17 protein-coding genes and 1 tRNA gene are annotated in these 19500 nt (G+C 54.9%); 7 read left to right on the plus strand and 11 right to left on the minus strand.

Features of this window, described 5'->3' with window-relative positions; all coding sequences use genetic code 11:
• Window positions 1-36 precede the first annotated feature (36 nt).
• The 7 genes from pth to ACJJIT_RS03885 form a co-directional block, all read right to left on the minus strand.
• Window positions 37-633 carry an aminoacyl-tRNA hydrolase gene (gene pth, locus ACJJIT_RS03855; RefSeq protein ID WP_444900039.1) on the minus strand — a complete coding sequence of 199 codons (597 nt, stop codon included), beginning with the start codon at window positions 631-633 and terminating at the stop codon, window positions 37-39.
• A gap of 5 nt (window positions 634-638) precedes the next feature.
• Window positions 639-1262, minus strand: coding sequence for a 50S ribosomal protein L25/general stress protein Ctc (locus ACJJIT_RS03860; RefSeq protein ID WP_252083033.1), 624 nt, complete (start codon window positions 1260-1262; stop codon window positions 639-641).
• A gap of 190 nt (window positions 1263-1452) precedes the next feature.
• Window positions 1453-2382 carry a ribose-phosphate pyrophosphokinase gene (locus tag ACJJIT_RS03865; protein WP_286037025.1) on the minus strand — a complete coding sequence of 310 codons (930 nt, stop codon included), beginning with the start codon at window positions 2380-2382 and terminating at the stop codon, window positions 1453-1455.
• Between the two features lie 363 nt (window positions 2383-2745).
• Window positions 2746-2820, minus strand: a tRNA-Gln gene (locus ACJJIT_RS03870).
• A 10-nt stretch (window positions 2821-2830) separates the two neighbouring features.
• Window positions 2831-3733, minus strand: a complete 903-nt coding sequence (ispE, locus tag ACJJIT_RS03875) for a 4-(cytidine 5'-diphospho)-2-C-methyl-D-erythritol kinase (protein ID WP_444900040.1) — start codon at window positions 3731-3733, stop codon at window positions 2831-2833.
• A 64-nt stretch (window positions 3734-3797) separates the two neighbouring features.
• A complete protein-coding gene (gene lolB, locus ACJJIT_RS03880; RefSeq protein WP_444884011.1) occupies window positions 3798-4436 on the minus strand; it encodes a lipoprotein insertase outer membrane protein LolB in 639 nt (212 codons plus the stop codon).
• A complete protein-coding gene (locus ACJJIT_RS03885) occupies window positions 4420-6228 on the minus strand; it encodes a tetratricopeptide repeat protein (RefSeq protein WP_444900041.1) in 1809 nt (602 codons plus the stop codon). The genes lolB and ACJJIT_RS03885 overlap by 17 nt, the downstream gene beginning before the upstream one ends.
• 234 nt (window positions 6229-6462) lie before the next feature.
• Here ACJJIT_RS03885 and hemA point away from each other — a divergent pair, with 234 nt between their 5' ends.
• From hemA to ACJJIT_RS03905, 4 genes are read left to right on the plus strand one after another with little or no spacing between them, the layout of a single operon-like run.
• Entirely contained in the window at window positions 6463-7740 is a 1278-nt protein-coding gene (gene hemA, locus ACJJIT_RS03890) for a glutamyl-tRNA reductase (protein WP_444884013.1), read from the plus strand.
• On the plus strand, window positions 7737-8819 hold the full coding sequence (prfA, locus tag ACJJIT_RS03895) for a peptide chain release factor 1 (RefSeq protein ID WP_444900042.1): 1083 nt from the start codon (window positions 7737-7739) through the stop codon (window positions 8817-8819). Before hemA ends, prfA begins: the two co-directional genes overlap by 4 nt.
• 38 nt (window positions 8820-8857) lie before the next feature.
• Window positions 8858-9688, plus strand: a complete 831-nt coding sequence (prmC, locus tag ACJJIT_RS03900; RefSeq protein ID WP_444900043.1) for a peptide chain release factor N(5)-glutamine methyltransferase — start codon at window positions 8858-8860, stop codon at window positions 9686-9688.
• Between the two features lie 39 nt (window positions 9689-9727).
• The gene (locus ACJJIT_RS03905; RefSeq protein WP_444886984.1) at window positions 9728-10633 is read left to right on the plus strand and encodes a cation diffusion facilitator family transporter; all 906 of its coding nucleotides are present in this window, start codon (window positions 9728-9730) and stop codon (window positions 10631-10633) included.
• Window positions 10634-10637: 4 nt separating this feature from the next.
• On the opposite strand, the gene ACJJIT_RS03910 is transcribed toward ACJJIT_RS03905, so the two are convergent.
• From ACJJIT_RS03910 to ACJJIT_RS03920, 3 genes are all read right to left on the minus strand, one after another.
• Window positions 10638-12140, minus strand: coding sequence for a succinylglutamate desuccinylase (locus ACJJIT_RS03910; protein ID WP_444900044.1), 1503 nt, complete (start codon window positions 12138-12140; stop codon window positions 10638-10640).
• Between the two features lie 86 nt (window positions 12141-12226).
• Window positions 12227-13618, minus strand: coding sequence for an MATE family efflux transporter (locus tag ACJJIT_RS03915; RefSeq protein WP_252083023.1), 1392 nt, complete (start codon window positions 13616-13618; stop codon window positions 12227-12229).
• Window positions 13619-13834: 216 nt separating this feature from the next.
• Entirely contained in the window at window positions 13835-14548 is a 714-nt protein-coding gene (locus ACJJIT_RS03920; RefSeq protein WP_444900045.1) for an alpha/beta fold hydrolase, read from the minus strand.
• 126 nt (window positions 14549-14674) lie between these two features.
• Between ACJJIT_RS03920 and ACJJIT_RS03925 the strand changes: the two genes are divergently transcribed.
• From ACJJIT_RS03925 to ACJJIT_RS03935, 3 genes are all read left to right on the plus strand, one after another.
• Window positions 14675-15292, plus strand: a complete 618-nt coding sequence (locus ACJJIT_RS03925; RefSeq protein WP_252083021.1) for an HvfX family Cu-binding RiPP maturation protein — start codon at window positions 14675-14677, stop codon at window positions 15290-15292.
• Between the two features lie 49 nt (window positions 15293-15341).
• A complete protein-coding gene (gene rhlB / locus ACJJIT_RS03930) occupies window positions 15342-16874 on the plus strand; it encodes an ATP-dependent RNA helicase RhlB (RefSeq protein ID WP_444886981.1) in 1533 nt (510 codons plus the stop codon).
• Between the two features lie 265 nt (window positions 16875-17139).
• Entirely contained in the window at window positions 17140-18270 is a 1131-nt protein-coding gene (locus ACJJIT_RS03935) for a hypothetical protein (protein ID WP_444886980.1), read from the plus strand.
• Window positions 18271-18307: 37 nt separating this feature from the next.
• Here the strand turns inward: ACJJIT_RS03935 and ACJJIT_RS03940 are convergent, their stop codons facing one another.
• Complete coding sequence (locus ACJJIT_RS03940) at window positions 18308-19399, minus strand: glycosyltransferase family 4 protein (protein ID WP_444886979.1); 1092 nt, start codon at window positions 19397-19399, stop codon at window positions 18308-18310.
• Window positions 19400-19500: the final 101 nt, after the last annotated feature.

Raw genomic sequence — 19500 nt, forward strand, 5'->3', positions numbered from 1 at the left:
GATTTCCGGGGCAAAAGGCAAGCCGCCCGGTGGGATCTATTTGGCGGTGTGCAGCGTTTTCATGGCTGCGCCCCAGTCGCCGCTGGCGGCGGTGGGCAGCACGTCGATCGAGTGATCGATGGCGTTAGCCAGAGTTTCCTGTTCCGCCCTGGGGGCGCGCTGAAGGACAAAGCGCGCCACCTCGCTGGCGCTACCGGGGTGGCCGATGCCGAGTCGCAGGCGCATAAAGTCCCGGTTGTTGCCCAGAGCGGCAATAATATCCCGCAAGCCATTGTGTCCGCCGTGACCGCCGCCAGCTTTCAGGCGCGCGATACCGGGGGCCAGGTCCAGCTCATCGTGAGCGACCAATATGGCTTCCGGGGGAATTTTGAAGAAGTTCGCCAGCGGGCCTACAGCCTGGCCACTGCGATTCATATAGGTGGTGGGAATCAGCAATCGGACTTCCCGGTTGCCGATTCGCACACGGCCGGTGAGGCCGTGGTATTTGCTGTCGGAGCTGAGCTGAGTGCCGTGGCGGCGTGCCAGTTCGACAACAAAGTCGGCACCGGCGTTATGTCTTGTCCGGTCGTATTCCGGCCCGGGGTTGCCCAGGCCGACAATCAACTGGATCGGAGTATCCGGTGCCGCAGCCAAGGTGATTACTCTTCGCCTTCGCCAGCTTCTTCGGCTTCAGCTTCAACAGCGCCGCGAGGCTTGTGAATAGAAGCTACAACCAGGTTGTGGTCTTCGCCGTGGCTCAGATCCGCAGACTCAACACCTTCCGGCAGTTTCAGGTCGGAGATGTGCAGGATGCCATCCAGTTCCAGGTCCGCCAGGTCCACTTCGATGAACTCGGGCAGTTTACCGGCAGGAGCATTGACTTCCAGCTCGGTCAGGGTGTGAGAAACGATGCCGCCGGCCTTAACGCCTTTACAGGTTTCTTCGTTGAGGAAGTGCAGGGGCACTTTCACATGTACTTTGGTGCTGGCGGAAACGCGCTGGAAGTCAATGTGCAGAAGCAGCTGCTTTGCAGGGTGACGTTGCAGATCGCGCAGAATAACTTTCTCTTCTTTGCCGTCGACGTCGATGGTCAGCATGGAGGAGAAGAAAGCTTCGTTTTCCAGGGCCTTGAACAGGTCCTTTTGCAGCAGGGATACGGACTGCGGCTCAACTTCGCCACCGTAAACGATGCCGGGTACACGGCCTTCCAGGCGACGCAGGCGGCGGCTCGCACCTTTCCCTTCATCGCTGCGGGCAATGGCGTTCAGTTTGATATCAGACATGGGTAAAACCTCGGGTTGTCTGTCCAGAGAGACCTGCGACCGGACCGCTCTGGCGTTAGTGTAAATTGGGCGCTTGCCCAGAAGTAATAGCCCGGCAGTGCCGGGCGGGCGCGTATTCTACGGGAATCAGTCCCAAACGCAAAGTGCCCCGCTGCTGCGGGGCACTTTTCTATTTGCCGATAAGGAGTCCTTAGCGGAACATCGCAGAGAGGGATTCCTCATTGCTGATACGGCGCATGGACTCGGCCAGCATGGCAGATAAGGTCAGCTGGCGAATTTTTGGAGCCTTTTCCATTTTGTCACCCAGCGGGATGGAGTCGGTAACCACCAGCTCATCCAGAACGGAGTTGTTCAGGTTGCTGATGGCATTGCCGGAAAGTACTGGGTGGGTACAGTAGGCGACAACTTTCTCGGCGCCGTGCTCTTTCAGGGCGTTGGCGGCGTTGCACAAAGTGCCAGCGGTGTCGACCATATCGTCTACCAGCAGGCAGGTGCGGCCACTAACTTCACCGATGATGTTCATCACTTCGGCAACGTTGGCGGCGGGGCGGCGTTTGTCGATGATGGCTAGGTCGCAGTCGAGGCTCTTGGCCACGGCGCGGGCACGAACAACACCGCCAATATCGGGGGATACCACAACCAGGTTCTGGTACTTCTGGCGCTCGATATCGTCGAGCAACACGGAAGAGCCGTAAACGTTATCCACAGGCACATCGAAGAAGCCCTGAATCTGCTCGGCGTGCAGATCGACAGTCAGTACGCGGTCGATACCCACGCTCACCATCATATCGGCAACCACTTTTGCGGAAATTGGTACACGCTGGGAGCGCACGCGACGGTCCTGGCGGGCGTAGCCGAAGTAGGGAACCACTGCGGTAACGCGGCCGGCTGAGGCGCGGCGCAGGGCGTCAACCAGTAGGATCAGCTCCATCAGGTTTCGATTGGTGGGCTGGCAGGTGGATTGCACTACGAAAACGTCGCGACCGCGTACGTTGTCGGTAATTTCAACTGCAATCTCGCCGTCGGAGAAGCGCTTGACCGTGGCTTCGCCCAGGGGGATCGCCATATGGTCGACAATTTTCTGCGCCAGTTCCGGGTTTGCGTTGCCGGTGAAGACCATTAAGTCAGCCACTGCGAGTTCCTTTAATTCTGTCTTGAAGTGAGTTGAAGTGTAGATGCCGGCATAATTTGCTAGCAGTTAGGATGCGATAGCACCACTTTTTATAGGGGGCGATAGAGCGGATAGCGAAGCTGTTAAATGTGCTGGCCGTGGCTCCTGGTCACCCAGGTGGTTGCTTTGATATTCGGAAAGCCTCCGGGTCGACGGCAGGGAGTTGCATGCAAAACTGCCTTCGACATTATTCTTTAGAATTCGGGGATAGGCTTTTTGTAGCCCGCTACGAGTGGCCTCGGCCGGTTGGGTCAGTGTCGACTGAAACATGTCGGAACCGGTTTTTGCTGGTGCCACTGTATAAAAGGAAAATGGCTGGGGCGGAAGGATTCGAACCTTCGCATGACGGGATCAAAACCCGCTGCCTTACCGCTTGGCTACGCCCCAGTATCTTTCCTCAATTGCTTGAGGTTAATTTCGCGAGCTGCTGATGTGTCGGTGAAATCTGTACACCGGCCGCAACAAAACCCTGCCATTTTCGCGGTAGCCTGGCAAGTGCCGATCGGGCTGCTTGCTCAGTTTCGAAGGCGGCAAAAACGCAACCTCCGGTGCCGGTGAGTTGTGCTGGCGCAAATTGCTGCAGCCACTCTCGGGCATCGCGAACTTCTGGGTAGAGACTCTCAACAAGTTCCTGGCAGTCGTTACCGAAAAATGCTTCCAGTTTTTTACTGCTGAGTGGCGTTTCATTGAGCTGCCCCTCGCGAAGGGCCGCTAATGTAATTGCGTCGGAATCTCTTGTCAAACGGGAATCGGAAAAAATTTTTGCGGTACTCACCTGGCAACCGGGAGCAAGGACTAAATAGTGGCGTTTTTCTGTGCAAAGTGGTGTGAGTTTTTCTCCAACACCTTCGGCCCAGGCGGTGTGCCCTCGCACAAATACTGGAATATCTGCGCCGAGTTGCCGGCCGAGCTCGGCGAGGGTATCGATGGATAGATGGCATTGCCACAGATAGTTGAGGCCGAGCAGAGTGGTGGCTGCGTCGCTACTGCCGCCGCCGATACCGCCACCGTGTGGCAACTTTTTACTCAGGCGGATATCAGCACCGGGAAGCGATTTATTCTGCCACTGTACATTTTTGCGTAGCAACAGAGCTGCGCGGTAAACCAGGTTGTCCTGCTCAGGGACATCCAAAGTGCCCGCATCTACACGGATAACACTGTCGTCCCGCAGGGAGAACTCAAGACTGTCGCCGTAATCGAGTATTTGAAAGAGGGTTTGTAGTTCGTGGTAACCGTCGGGGCGACGGCCGAGTATACGCAGAACCAGGTTGAGTTTTGCGGGGGCGGGTAAGGTCAGCATGCGGGAATGTTGGGCCGGTTAATTCTGTTGGGCGCATCATACCCGCATGCCGGGGCTTCGGCATTTAAAAAGCCCAGTCCTTAATTACCAGAGTGACTTGTACCGGCCCGGCGGCACCGTTGGTCTGGGCTTTAATACGTGTGGGAAGTAGGTAAGGGCCGTTTTGGCGATAATCGCTGAACCGCAACGACCAGCCGGATTGTTGCAGGCTCTGTAGCTCGCCCTGGCCGTTGTGTTTTTCAGCGCCTCTTGGCCCGGGCGCGGGAAGACCGCGTACCCAGTAGAACATTTCCCTTGCGGGCAGTGGCCAGCCCAGAGTTTGCTGAGTGAGTTGGGCGGCATCGCGGGCGACTACCGGCGCTTCATTGCCGCGCACCAGGCTGACACCGCCAGCGGAACCGGAAATTATCGTGGTACCAGCACCCAAGGGGCCGCTTAAGTGAATACGAAAATTTTGCGGGCCACTCTGTTGCCAGGTCAAATTGGCACTGCCGTTATCTGCCGGAGAGCGCACGCCGAGTTTTCCTTTGATAGTCCACTGTTTGAGCTGGGCTACCGAGGTGGGAGCTGCAGTTTCGCCGGGGGGCTCCTGAGCAACGGGCTCTTTGGTCTTTTGGCCAGCACAGGCGGAAATTAGCAAAGTCAGTGCTGTTGCCAGGAGAAAATAAAACTTACGGGTAGCGGCGTCAGTTGTCGGATACATGTTGTTCCAGTGTTTCTTTGATTTGCAGTCGTTTCATCGCAGCCGGAATAATTTTGCTCTCTGGATTGGCGGCCAGCCCATCGTTCCAGACTTTGAGGGCCGCTTCGCGATCCCCCTGGACCCAGAGCACCTCACCCAAGTGGGCAGAGATTTCGTGATCCGGCAGTTTTTCCAGGGCTTTGCGCAAATATTTTTCCGCGTCGCGATAATTCCCCAGACGGTACTGCACCCAGCCCATACTGTCGATAATGGCTGGATCCTCCGGTTCCAGCTCCAGAGCCCGGCTGATAAGTTGCAGGGCTTCCTGGCGGCGGGTCTCATCGTCGATCAGTTTGTAGCCCAGTGCATTTAATACCGTGGCGTTATCCGGGTCGCGTTCCAGTAGTGTACGCAGGTCCTTCTCAAACGCTGCGGCATTGCCCAGCTGGTCGTTGAGCAGGGCGCGGCTATACATCAGGCGGCCGCTGTTATTCAGTTTAGAAATGGCCTGGTCTGCCACTTGTAGGGCCATCTGTGGCTCACCATTCCTGCGCAGCAGTTCGACCTCCATCAGGAAAAAATGTTCTACCTGTCCGGGGTGCCGCTCTCGCAACTTGGCAAACCACAGGCTGTTCTCACGGTGTTTACCGCTGGCTGCGAGTAGCTTGGTGCCCTTGGTGATGGCTTCCACGTAATCGTTGCCGGGCTGCACTTGTTGGAAGTGAGCGGCGGCAGTGTCGTTGTTCCCCCGCTTCTGCGCGAGGCCGCCCAGGTAAAAGTGTGCCGCTGATTCGTGTTGTTTTAGTTCCAGTAGACGGTCGAGCAGGGGTTTGGCTTCACCGAGCTGGTTGGTTTCATAGTGAATCAACGCCAGGGATAAAATCAGGTTGCCGTCCTCTGGACGCTGTTTAACTAATTCGGCGAATTGTTGGCGAGCAAGATTGAGGTCTTCGCGAATAAGCAGGCGCGCGTATTGTAGGCGCAGGCGGGTTTCCTCTGGATAAATTTTGACTAAATTTTCCAATAATTGAATGGCTTCGTTGCGCCTATCCAAGTCCACCAAAAGATGGCTTTGTAGCAGCGGTGCATCGATTTGTTCGGGGTGTTGTTCCTGAATGTGGCGTACCAGTGCGAGGGCGCGCCTGTACTGCTTCGCATCACGCAATACCATGGCATAGGCCATAACGACTTCATCGTTATTGGGGTAAACCTCAGCCAGCCGGGCAAATTCAGCACGAAGTTGTTTATCGAGTTGTTGATGGCCGATGGCGGTGGCGGCGAGAGATTGCATCGGTGCTTTGCCGCCGAGAGCGAGCGCTCTCTCAGCGTGTTTCATGGCCTCTAAAAACTCTCCAGACAAGGTGAGCTCTGCGGTCAGTGCCAGCTGGGCATCCGCATTGTCCGGCTCCAGCTCAGCCCACAACTGTGCCGAACGCAGTGCGGCCTGACGCGCATTGAGAAAGCGTGCGATGCGGGTTGCACGCGCTGCCACGCCTGCATCTTTAGTAACTTCAGCCTGGTGGTAGTAGTTGGCCAGGGCCACATCGTACTGTTCGCGTATACCGGCGACTTCGGCTACCAGCAGTGTGTAAAACGTATCTATGGGGAAGCTGCGCGCTGCATCCTCCCCGGCAGCGGCCGTCCCTTCATCGCGGTGCTGTTCCCGAGCTGAAGGCTCGGTTTCCTCATTGGTTGTCGTTTCAGGCGGCATTTGGGCGCAGGCACTCAGTAGGTAGACGAGGGATAGGCAGAGCGCACCGAGTGATAGAGTTTGGTTTTTGAGGAGGGGGAGCGGACGACGGGGTGGAAGCATAGATCGTATCCATACATGGCTGCTACTGGGATGCAGTGTCAGAGTGGCGTGTTTTAAACGTTTATCGCCATATAATTCTAGCCGTGAATCCGCTTCTGGAGCGCGGGCCCTGGGCCGGTTATTCAAATCAGCGCATAATTAAACCGCCTCATCAGCTTGCAAGCAAAGCGGTGGCCCGTGAAAATGCGCCCCGAATGCGGATGACGCGCCTCTAGATTTAGCCAACGGAATTCTATGCCAATTGTTACCCTGGGGATCAACCACGACAGTGCGCCAATCGAGGTGCGCGAACGGGTCGCTTTTGCGCCCGAGGTGATGTCCGGTGCCCTGGGGGATGCGCGCAAGGCGCTCGACTGCCGGGAACTCGCCATTCTTTCCACCTGTAATCGCACCGAAATCTACGGCAATGTGGAGGCGGAGCCGCTGCTGCAGTGGCTGGCCGAGTATCATCAGGTACCGCTGGAGCAGCTGCGAGGTTGCAGCTATATCCACAGTGGTGAGGCGGCGGTGCGCCATATGATGCGCGTCGCCTGTGGGCTCGATTCACTGGTCCTTGGAGAGCCGCAAATTCTTGGCCAGATCAAGTCCGCCTATGCGGTGGCGCGGGAGTCTGGCAGTGTCGGCAGCGAATTGCACCGGGTTTTCCAACGGGTATTTACCGTGGCGAAAAAGGTGCGCACAGAGACGGCGATTGGTGAAAACCCCGTCTCTGTTGCCTATGCGGCAGTATCCTTGGCTTCGCGTATTTTTACCGACCTGAAGCAACAAACTGCGCTGCTGATCGGTGCCGGTGAGACGGTGGAACTGGTGGCGCGCCACCTGTTAGATCAGGGCATTAAGCAGCTGATTGTGGCTAATCGGACTCTGAGTCGCGCGCAGTCTTTGGCGGAAAATTTTGGTGCTGAAGCAATACTGTTGGCAGATATTCCCGAGCACTTGTCCCGCGCCGATATCGTGATCAGCTCCACCGCCAGTCAGCTACCGATTTTAGGTAAGGGGGCGGTGGAATCCGCGCTGCGCAAGCGCCGTCACAGCCCCATGTTTATGGTGGATATCGCGGTGCCACGGGATATTGAAACCGAGGTCGGCGAACTGGACGATGTCTACCTGTACAGTGTTGACGATCTGCGCGGCGTGATCGATGAGGGGATGCGCTCCCGCGAACGCGCTGCCGAGGCCGCCGGGGAAATTGTAGATAGCGCTGCGGCAGAATTTACCAAAGAGGGGCGTGCTCTCGGAGCTGTGGACACGATTCGCAGCTACCGCCAGCGCGCACAGCAGATAAGTGGCACCGAACTTGAGCGGGTACTGCTGCAGCTTGATAAGGGCGATGATCCCAGGCGCCTGCTGGAGCAGCTGGCCCGTTCACTGACCAACAAATTGATCCATGCTCCCACGATCAGCCTGAAAAAAGCGACTGCGGATGGCGATCTGGAGCGGCTGCGTATCGCTCGCGAAGTGGTGGGGCTCGATGACCTCGCCGATACCGAATTAGAGAAAAAACAGAAATGAAAGAATCCCTATTGAACAAGCTGGAGAATCTGCAGGAGCGCCACGAAGAAGTTTCCGCGCTGCTTGGTGACGCCAGCATAATTTCCGATCAGGATCAGTTCCGCGAGCTATCGCGGGAGTACTCCGAGCTGGAAGAAGTGGTCAAGTGCTACGGCCGCTACAAGCAGCTGCAGGAGGATATGGCGGCGGCGCGGGAAATGCTCGACGAGAGCGACCCGGAAATGCGCGAAATGGCCCAGGAGGAGTTGCGCGAGGCCGAGGTTCAGGTTGAACCCATGGAGCGTGAGCTGCAGACCCTACTGCTGCCGCGCGACCCCAATGACCGCAAGAACGTCTTCCTGGAAATTCGCGCCGGTACCGGCGGCGATGAGGCGGCGATTTTTTCTGGCGATCTGTTCCGCATGTACTCCCGTTATGCGGAAAAACAGGGCTGGCGCATCGAGATTGTCAGTGAGAATGCTGGGGAACACGGTGGCTACAAAGAGATTATCACCCGTGTGGCCGGTGAGGATGTATACGCCAAACTGAAATTTGAATCCGGTGCACACCGTGTGCAGCGGGTGCCTGAAACCGAGTCTCAGGGACGTATACACACCTCCGCCTGTACCGTGGCGGTGATGCCGGAGCCGGACGAGCGCGACGCGATCGAGATCAATAAGGCCGATCTGCGGGTGGATACCTACCGCGCCTCTGGTGCAGGCGGTCAGCACGTCAACAAAACCGACTCTGCCGTGCGCCTGACCCACCTCCCTAGTGGCATCGTCGTGGAGTGTCAGGATGAACGCTCCCAGCACAAGAACAAAGCCAAGGCGATGGCGCTGCTGCAGGCCAAACTTTCCAGTGAACAGGAAGCAGCCGCCGCGCGGGAAATTTCTGACGCGCGTCGCAGCCTGGTGGGCAGCGGCGATCGTTCCGAGCGTATTCGTACCTACAACTATCCTCAGGGCCGGGTGACCGACCACCGTATTGGACTGACCTTGTACAAGCTTGATGAAGTGATGCAGGGTGCCCTGGAAGAGGTGATTGAGCCGCTGCGTACCGAACACCAGGCGGATCAGCTGGCGGCGATGGGACAATAGTTGACGTTTTGTTTGCCGCTATTGGGTAGCACTTTCCTATGAGCAGTGTGAAGGATAATCTCGCCCGCAGTATTGAACTTATCGACAGCGAGTCAGCGCGACTCGACGTAGAGGTCCTGTTGGCACATGTTCTCGGTCGTGAGCGCAGCTGGCTGTATACCTGGCCGGAGTACGAGCTGAGCACGAGTGAGCAGAGTGAGTTCGATGGACTGCTGACGCGCCGTAAAGAGGGTGAACCTGTGGCTCACCTGACCGGTGAGCGGGAGTTTTGGTCTCTCACCTTGAGGGTCGATGCCTCTACATTAATTCCCCGTCCGGATACTGAACTGCTGGTGGAAGCCGCGCTGGAACTCTGCCCTCAAGAGAAATTGCGCGCACTCGACCTGGGTACTGGTAGCGGGGCAATTGCCCTGGCATTGGCCTCAGAAAAACCGGGATGGCAGATTGTTGCGGCGGAGAAGTCTCCCTCCGCCCTGGCGTTAGCGGAGGATAACCGCAGGCGCCTCGGTTTCACCAATGTGCAGATCCTGGAAAGTGATTGGTTTACCCAGCTTCTGCCACAGCAATTTGGCCTGATCGTCAGTAACCCCCCCTATATCGATGCAGCGGACCCTCATCTGGCCCAGGGCGATGTGCGTTTCGAGCCACACTCTGCGCTGGTGGCTGAGCGCCATGGGCTGGCGGATATTGAAGAAATCGCCAATCGCGCGGGAAGATTTCTGCAAGACGGCGGCTGGCTGATGGTAGAACATGGATGGCAGCAGGCAGAATCCGTACGGGAAATTTTTATTGCTGCCGGTTACAGAGCGGTAGAGAGTCGCAAAGACTATTCCGGCTGGGAGCGCATAACCCTGGGGCGCAAAAACTAGTCGGGTGGTTATTGCTAGGAATTTAAAGGGAGGGAACTCATGCACGACCACGTTCACCATCGCAATGGAAATGGCGCCCTCCGCCCGTTAATTATCGCTCTGATTCTGACGCTTAGTTTTTCAATTGTGGAGGCCATCGGTGGATGGCTGTCGGGCTCCCTGGCGCTACTCGGGGATGCCGCCCACATGCTCACGGATACTTTTGCCCTGGCACTGGGTGCTATTGCTGCGGTGCTGGCAAAAAAGCCCGCAGACCGTGAATTGTCGTTTGGCTGGGGGCGTGCGGAAGTATTGGCAGCAGTGACGAATGGCCTGATTATGTTGCTGATTGTTGTGGGAATCTCCTTTATGGCGATCAACCGCCTGCGCAGCCCCCAACCGGTGCACGGCAGTACGGTGATGTTGATAGCTGCAGCGGGCCTGTTGATCAATATTCTGGCGGCTTGGGTGCTACTGCGTGGCGAGCGCACGCTCAATATTCGCGGCGCATTGCTTCATGTGATGGGGGATATGCTCGGCTCAGTAGCCGCCCTGGCTTCGGGTGCGGTGATTTACTTTACTGGCTGGGTGCCGATTGATCCGCTGTTATCGCTGTTGATCTGTTTTCTGATTTTGATTTCTTGTGTGCGTCTGCTGCGTGATGCGGTGGATGTGCTAATGGAGCGTGTTCCTCGGGAATTGAGCCTGCCAGTTGTGGGGGAAGCCCTGGCCGCGGAGGTAGGTGTGCGCTCAGTACACGACCTGCATATTTGGCGTCTGGATTCCAGCACCATCTCTCTGTCGGCACACATTGTGGTGGATGATTTAAGTGCTTGGCCCGCGGTGTTGGAGCGCTTGAGGAGGACCCTGACCAAGCGCTTTGATATCGAGCATATCACTTTGCAACCGGAGCCCTTGGAGCAGCCCAGCCCCAGGATTATCGATAAAGTGAGTGGCCCGCAGTAGCGGGCTAGTCCTCGTCCCCTTGGAGGTCCGCGGCGCTATTGTCGGATACTCTTGTTTTTTGGGCATCTGGAGATTGGGGTTTTTGTGCAGCCGCCTCTTCTGGGATGACCTCTTCGGGCGGGCTGATTTGTTCCTGCGGAGCCTGGATACCGATGTGGTAGGCGGCGAAGCCAGGTTGCACCACCTGATCCAGCGCCATGCCGAGAATACGGCCGTTGTGCTGCGAGCGAATTTCTGTGCGCACATTGGTGATGGGATTGGTCACTGTGCCCAGTAGATCTCCCTTGCGCACAAACTCTCCCAACTGAACCTCACTAAAAATAATGCCGCCAGTGGAAGCCCGCTGCCAGGTGGAGTTGTAGTACACGGGCTCGGGATCACCCCATAGGCGGAACTTGCTCACCATACCCAGTTGGTTAAGCAGGGTGCGAATCCCTTTCACACTGTGGCTAACGGAGCGCTCGTCCAGCACCATCGGCGCGCCAGCCTCCAGAGTTACAGTGGGGATACCCGCATCCACCGCGGCGCGACGCAGGGTGCCTTTGGCCCCGGCGCTGTGGAGTACCACAGTGGAGCCGAAACCTTTGGTCATTTTCACGATTCTGGGGTTGGTGAGGTCGCCGCGTAACTGCGGCAGGTTGGTGCGGTAAAAAGAGCCTGTGTGCAGGTCTACCACTGCATTGCAGCGGCTGATGACTTCGTGGAAAAAGGAGTTGGCAATCCGTGAGGCAGAAGAGCCATTAGGGTCTCCGGGGAAGTGCCTGTTCAGGTCGCGGCGGTCGGTGAGGTAGCGTGAGCTGCGGTGGAAGCCCTGCAGATTAACGATAGGCACGCCGATTACCGCGCCACTTAACTGTTCAGCATCGAGGTCGTACATGACCCTGCGCACCGTTTCTACGCCGTTTAATTCATCTCCATGGACCGCTGCGGTCAGGCAGAGTACCGGTCCCGGTTTGGCACCGTTGACAACCAGGACGGCGGTGGGGCTGTAGACACCCTCAAAGTGTTGACTGGGAGACCAGGCCAGGCGGGTGGAGGTTGCCGGGGTTACCTCGGCACCGAGCAAGCGCAGGGGCTTGGCCTTTTCCACTTCCATAGAAGTATTTCCGGTAGGGGATGATTCTGGCTGAGTGGGTGTATCTACTGTGGGCCTGGTTTGCGGCTCTTTATTTGAAGGCGGTGCTTCCAGTTCATTGATGGGTTGGTCTAACTGCAGATTTTCCGCCTGGGGCAGTGATTTCTGAGGGGGGGCTTCCCCATTGGCCTGCGTATCAATAATTGGTTCCGCGGCGCCACTGGGTGGGCCCAGCTCGGTAATCACCGGCTGGTCCAATTGCAAGTTTTCCGCCTTTGAGATGACGCCTTCCTGCTCTTTTTCCTGTGCCTTCACGCTGGTTTTTTCTTGTTCGCCGGTGGTGGCACTCACTGCCCAGGTCTGGGCTGAGGCCAAAATCAGGGCAAGGCTCAACAGGCGCCGGGGCCCGTTGGGAAAAAGGCGCGGGATCATTGGGTAACTCCGGTTAACTGCTTGTGCGGGCGGTGCCGGTTATTGTTGTTGCCCGGCACGCTTGGGGACTTGGAGCGCCAGTATAGTCAAAGCGTTCCCTGGGAATGTGAACCAACCTGTATTCCCCAGGTTTTGGCAATGGCTTTGCGGCTGGTTCGTCGCAGTCGAAGCGCTAATAGGATTGAGGCGGTGCCCAGGCCGATACAGACACCAGTCCAGTAGCCATAAACGCCCCAGAAGTTTTCACCCAGCCAATAGGCGCTGGAGAGCCCTACCAGCCAGTAAGAGAACAGCTGTATATACATGGGAACGCGGGTGTCTTTGTAACCTCGCAGTGCTCCCCAGGCCATGGCTTGAGCGGCGTCTACCAATTGGTAGGCGGCACAGAGCAGTAGTAGGTTGGTTGCCACTGCAATAATTTCCGCATTGTTGGTATAAGCCTGTACAAACAGGTGGCGAAAGGTGATCAGTAGTACACCTGTTCCGAGGGCATACACGACGCCACTACCAATCCCCACTTTACCGGCAAACAGTGCCCGCTTGGGGCGCTTCTGGCCGAGTAAGTGTGCCGTACGGATGCTCAGGGCCTGGGCTAGCGCCAGGGCTACCAGGTAAAAAATCGAGCCGATACTCATGCCGATTTGATGCGCTGCCACTATGGCTGCACCATAGGGTGCGAGCAGAATCGTCAAGCTGGCAAAAAATGTGACCTCACTGGCAGCGCCGACACATACCGGCAGTCCTACAGCCAAAAGATGCTTCAAAATGGGCCAGTTGGGCCTGGGCGGTATCAATTTTAGCTTGAGTTGGTGGTATACCGGATCTGTGGCGGCGTGCCAAAACAGGGCGATAGCAATCAGAGTACTTACCGCTGCGGTTGCCCAGCCGCAGCCGGCACCGCCCATAGCAGGTATAGGGCCGGCGCCAAATACAAAGAGAATATCCAGGGGGATATTAAGCAGGGCGGCGGCCAGATATATACGCATGACTGGGCGCACCTGTCCCATACCCTCACAATAGCCGCGCAGGGCGGTTCCGAGGGCAAAGGGTAGGGTGCCTACCGTGAGTGCCAGGATATAACCTTGTAAAACCTGTCGAACAGGCTCCTCGGTTTTGATCCACTGGCTCCACACAGGCACCGCGAGCAGGGCAAGTAGCACTAATATGCCGCCGATCAAGCCAATCCAGAGAGCTTGGTGTAACTGGGCTGCACAACCTTCCTCATCGCGACTTCCGCGCAAGTGGGCAACAACCGGGGATACTGCAGCGAGCAGGCCGATTAGGGTAACTGCGCATACAGCCCAAATACTTGAGCCCAGCGCCAAGCCGGCCAGGTCTACCTCCCCGGCGTTACCGGCGACAATGGTATCTACAACGCCCATGCTCACCACTGCCAAGTTACTGACTACTAAGGGGCCCCCCAGAGTGGTGAGGTGGGAGAGTTCGGTGGAGATGGCGCGTCGGTAAATCTTGAGCAAGGGAAAAACCAAGTTTATTAAGGCAGAGCCTGTCGATGATTTTGGTATATCAGCCAAGTTCAGCCGGGACTGGGCAGAAAATGTTATTGAGGCAGTCGGTTGTGCCAAATGATCTTTAAAGCAGAGCGGGGGAGCTGGATGGGAGCTGACAGCAAGAATTTCCCGTCGCCATAAAGGCGGAATATTCTACGGCTAAATCATGTTTTCTCCCAGCGGCTATAGAGGAATTTCCTGCAATAATCTGGCGACTTTGTGCGGTGTGAGAAAGATACAACCGTGGCTGACGGCAACTTCTCGGTAGTGCCAGCCGGGAATCTTTTGCGCGCGTTCACCGCTTACATTGGCTGGGGGGTAGTAGGGCTTGGTGCAGCGAATAAAAGTGCAGGCCGGTCCTTGCTCGGGTGGGAGTCTCATTTGGATGGGATCCAAATAAGTTTTCACGGGGTGAGGGGTCATATGCCGGCGCAGCCAATTTTGAACATCCTGACTCTTAATCCCCATTTGTGCTGGATCCATCGGTAAAAAACAGCGGGTGCCGTGAATTTCTTTTGCCTCTGCCAGGCGTTGTGCGAGGATATCTTGCGGTAGTTGTTCGGCAAAAGCGTGATCGGGATTGGGAATGGCACCATCCAGGTAAACGAGATGGCGAATGCGCTCGGGAAGTGCGTCAGCGGTGCCGGCGGCCGCCATGCCCCCAAAGCTGTGCCCCACTAAAATCACCCGGTTTAATTCCTCAAATTCGATTACGTTCACCAGGTCTTGGATAAAAGTATCCATACCTATTGTGGGTGAAAGTAAATGACGTCTCTCTCCCAGGCCTGTCTGGGTGGGGGTGAATACCCGGTGTCCGTTGGCAGTCAGCAGCCTGGCTACGGGGCCCCAGCACCATCCCCCGAGAAATAGGCCATGAACCAGTACGTAGGTATTCACTATGCATTTACTCCATTCCGCGATTTGGAAGAACAAGCTTAGTTGGAGGCAGTGTAAGAGATGCCTGGGCCGCTCGACTAAAGTGAACACATATACTGAAAAGAGAGTGAAAAGGATGGTTCTGTTATGAATACCCTGGGTCGTTGGTATGGCTGCTTTGTGCATTGGGTGCAGAAAATCGACTGGCTCGGGCCTCTGGCACTACGGATTTATTTGGCGCCGATTTTTATTTTGGCGGGCCTCAATAAAATGGGGGATATCAATAGTGTGGCCGCTTGGTTTGGTAACCCCGACTGGGGTCTTGGCCTGCCGGCACCACTGTTTATGGCTTGGGCAGCGGCATTGACGGAGTTTTTTGGTGGTATTGCCATCCTACTGGGGTTTGCCACTAGGTTGGTGGCGATCCCCTTAATGTTTGTGATGGCGGTGGCGGCGTTTACCGCACACTGGGAGAATGGATGGTCAGCCCTGCCGGATAAAACTCTGGTTGCTCCTTGGGAGTGGCGCGAGGACCTGATTGATGAAGCCATCACTCGCAAAGAGAAGGCTATAGAACTCTTAAAAGAGCACGGCAACTATGAGTGGTTATCCGAGAAGGGTAGCTTTACTGTTCTGAAGAACGGCATAGAGTTTTCTGCGACCTACTTCATTATGTTGTTGGCACTGTTATGTAGTGGGGCGGGGCGCTTCTTTAGTATTGATTATTGGCTGTGCCGCCACTGTAGTGGGCGAGAATCCACCTAGAGTGGTGGTATACTCGCCGATTATTTGAACATTTGAGCGAGTATTTCACTTGATAGGAAAGTTGTTCCGCCGTTCCTCCTCCTCTGAGGAGAAGACTCCCCGCCAGGGAGACGAGCACTCCCAGCAGCGTAAAAGTGGCCAGAATCCCTCTAAAAAGCCTCGTGGGGGCCAAAAAGCCGAGGGGAAATCTGGCCAGAGCGAGGGAGGTTCGCGCCGGAGCGGCGGCAAAAGTTCCCAGAGGGGACGTCAGCGTTCTCGCTCTCCTAAGGCGGAGGCCCCGGCAACGCCCTGGTCCTTGGGTGATTTCAAGGTTCCAGAGCAAGAGGGCAAGGTCCGCTTCCATGACCTGGGCCTGCCGCCGGAGTTAATGCGTGGTATTCACGACCTGGGTTTCCAGTACTGCTCGCCAATCCAGGGCCATTCTCTACCTCACACCCTGAATGGCCACGACTTGGTGGGCAAGGCCCAGACAGGCACTGGCAAGACCGCAGCTTTCCTAATTACCGTCATTGATGATCTGTTGCGTCATCCCTTTGATGGTGAGCGTTACGCCGGTGAAGCCCGCGCCCTGATCATCGCTCCCACTCGCGAGTTGGTAATGCAGATCGCCGATGATGCCAAGGCGTTGTGCAAATACACCGACTTGGAAATCCATACCCTGGTGGGGGGGATGGATTACGATAAGCAACAGCGCAATCTGAATGAGCGATTAGTGGATATTCTAGTGGCGACACCGGGGCGCCTATTGGATTTTGTCGGCAACCGCGATTGCTTCCTGGATCAAGTGGAAGTGCTGGTGATCGACGAGGCCGACCGCATGCTGGATATGGGCTTTATTCCCCAGGTTCGTAGGATTGTACGCCAGACACCTCGCAAGACTCATCGCCAAACCATGTTTTTCTCTGCCACCTTCACCCCCGAAGTTGATGACTTAGTGGAGCAATGGACCGAAGAGCCGGTAGTGGTAGAAATCGAACCTGAACGGGTTGCCACCGATTCCGTCGAGCAGCATGTCTATCTGGCCGCTAGTGAGGAGAAGTACGCACTCCTCTACAATATTTTGCAGCGAGATGAGGTGGACAGTCTGATTGTCTTCGCCAACCGCCGTGACCAGTGTCGCCGCTTGCATGAACACCTGCTCGCCCACGGCATTTCCGCCGGTCTACTCTCCGGCGAAGTGGCACAGAACAAGCGTGTACGCACTCTCGACGACTTCAAGTCGGGTAAAACCAAGGTGTTGGTAGCCACGGATGTGGCCGGGCGCGGTATCCATATTGATGGCATTAGTCATGTGGTGAACTTCACGCTTCCTGAAGAGCCTGAGGATTACGTTCACCGCATCGGCCGCACCGGCCGTGCTGGCAAGACAGGAACATCGATCAGCTTTGCCTGTGAAGATGATGCTATGCGTCTGGAGCCGATCGAGCAGTTGCTGGGACAGAAGCTCAAATGTGAAGTCCCACCGGAAGAGCTACTAAAGGAACCCCCGAGAGTCGAAGTGCGTCGCAGTGGTGGTGATAGGGACCATCGTGGAGGGCACGGTAACCGTCGCGGTGGTGGCCGGGGGCGTTCTCGCCATTGACTCCATCTAAGCCAGTAGGCCGCTAAAGGCCTATTGGCGTTTCTAGTAATTGGAAACATACCTTATCTACTTAATAAGTAATGAGTGCATCAGTTTTTGCCTTTTTCCCTCTTCTGACCTCCCTTTTCTATCCTTGAACTACACTGGTATAGATTTTTCCTGTTGTTGGGATTTTCACTCCGTGGGCTGCTCCATTTGTTCAGGTGTTTGACGCAGCCTTGCATTCGGATGTTTTTTTACCTATGTAAAATCAAAAAGTATTCGAATGCGAACTCTCTTCCTACATATCGGTTTTCATAAAACTGGCTCTAGTGCACTGCAGCTTGCTCTAAAACAATCCACCAAATTATTAAGTTCAAAAGGTATTGAGTTTCTTTCCTTGGGGAAAAAGGGGAGTTCCTCTCGTACTGTCGATTTCCAGAAAAAAAATGGTCGAATGTCCTATCGTCTGAACCGGCGGCTTAGTGACTTACTGGCATCGAGTCGCGGTGATAATGTCGTTGTGTCTGCGGAGCACCTGTGTTTTCTGCATACCTTTGAAGATATTGATAGTCTCTACAAGGAGTGTCGAAGATTTTTCGATCGCTGCCAAGTCGTTGTTTATTTGCGACGGCAGGATTTACAAGCATTCTCATTTAAAAGGCAGGCTGCACGGGCGGCAGCACCTGATGTCAGTCCCTCCAGCTTGTTATTTGGGCATTGCGAAGGTGCTTTTCCACATCTCAATACTGACTTAATGATGTATTTTGACTATTTTTCAAAGTTAAAAATATGGGCTGCAGTTTTTGGGGAAACTGCCCTGAATGTGCGGGATTTCTCTGCTGAGTTCTTGCGTGAAGGCGATGTGGTTAGTGATTTTTGCTCATTGCTTGGAGTGAATTTTTGCATCCCATCTGTTCGTGTGAATGAGGGAGTCGGTCGAAAGGAATTTCTGTTAACTAATAAGCTGATAGAGCTTGGCGTTTCTAAGTCGGAGATTAAAAAAATCAAGCCGATGATGAGGTTGGAAGTTTCGGAGCCTTTCCCTGCAAAAGTTGAGGCAGAGCGCTTCTTTAGACGATTTGAGTGCTGTAATAAATCGCTTAACAGTCATTTCCTCAAACATTCTTCGGGTTTGGCATTTAGTGATGATTTTTCTGGATATCCCGAAGAGGGAAATGACTATTTAACCCTGCAGGATTTATCCTCTTGGTTACCGCAGATTCTATCTGCCGGTGTGAGGCATCCCCAACAGTTGCGCGATGCTCTGTTAAGAGAATCTCTGCAAAGCCTGATGGGAGAGTACCTCGAAAATCCATTGTTATTACGTGAGCTTGAAGGAATTATGAGATGCTTGTCCCCCGTAATTAAGGATAAGCCAGTTGATGTGCCGCGGTTGTGGTCTCTTCGCAGCTGATTTCTACTAAAAGTGCTTTCTTGTACCAGCTGGTTTTCTATTTGCGAGTCAACTGTTCGTAGTGAGTGAGTACTTGGTTGGCAACTTTCTCCCAGCTGAATTTCTCTTGTACCACGGCAAGTGCGGCATTCCCCATGCGATTACTCAAATTTCGGTCATTCATTAGTTGCATAATGGCTCCTTGTAGATCCTCCACAGAGCCAGGCCTTGTCAAAATGCCTGTAATGCCATCGTTGACAATATAAGGCGTGCCGCCAACATTTGAGGCTATCAGGGGGAGTCCCGAGGCCATTGCCTCCAGGCCGGCGATACTCATTCCCTCCATAAAAGAAGGTAGCGAAGAGGCGTTTGCGGCGCGGTAAATGTTTGACATCTCCTTGTTGCTGACATTACCGAGAAAGTGTGCGTGTCCTGAGCTTATTTTATCTTTTAGTAACTCTTTAATTTCTGCTGACTCTTTACCCTCACCAGCAACAACCAGATACAGTTGAGGGTCATCAATCGCTGCAACTGCCGCAGCCAAAAAACGCACACCTTTTACCCGTTCGAGTCGACAGCCGATAGCGATAACATAAGCACTAGCTGGAATCGATAATTGTTCTCTGAGGGAGGATTCTCCCGGATGAAATACAGAAGTATCTACACCATTACAGGTAAAGCTTATCGGTTTTTGGTAACCCGTTTCTTTAGTGTTGGCAATAAGGGTTTCACTGACAGCAAGTATGCTAGAAGTAATATCCAATTGTTTGCGCATCTTCTTGAGCGCTTTCTTCCCTTTTTGTGCTCTTTTGACAAATGAGGAGGTGTGATTGGTGAAAATAACGGGAACATCTAGCCCCTTGCAGGCATTTAAAGGGCGCATGCCGTGCACATGCACAATGTCAACTTTACGTTCACGTACTTGTTGGCGAATTTTTCTGCGTAATAGCCAGTCGTAGAGTAGGTGACTGTCTGGCAACTTCAGGCGCTCAACAGTTACATCGTCAAAACAGTCAGTTTCGGGAGTGTTCTCATAAGGCTTTCTGGTCAGTACGTGTACTGAGTGATTAAGCTTGGCAAGCGCTCTAGAGAGTTCGAGCACATGAGTCTGAACCCCACCGATGGAGGGTGGGAATTCATTGGTAATCATTAGGATATTCATTAACGCTTGTACTAATAATTAGGTGGGTGAGTAACTGCCTTGCCAGTGTGATGCATTTTTAGTGAGAAGCAGACTTATTCTGCCACTCA

It is taken from the genome of Microbulbifer mixtoriginis (SeqCode) (assembly GCF_052467515.1).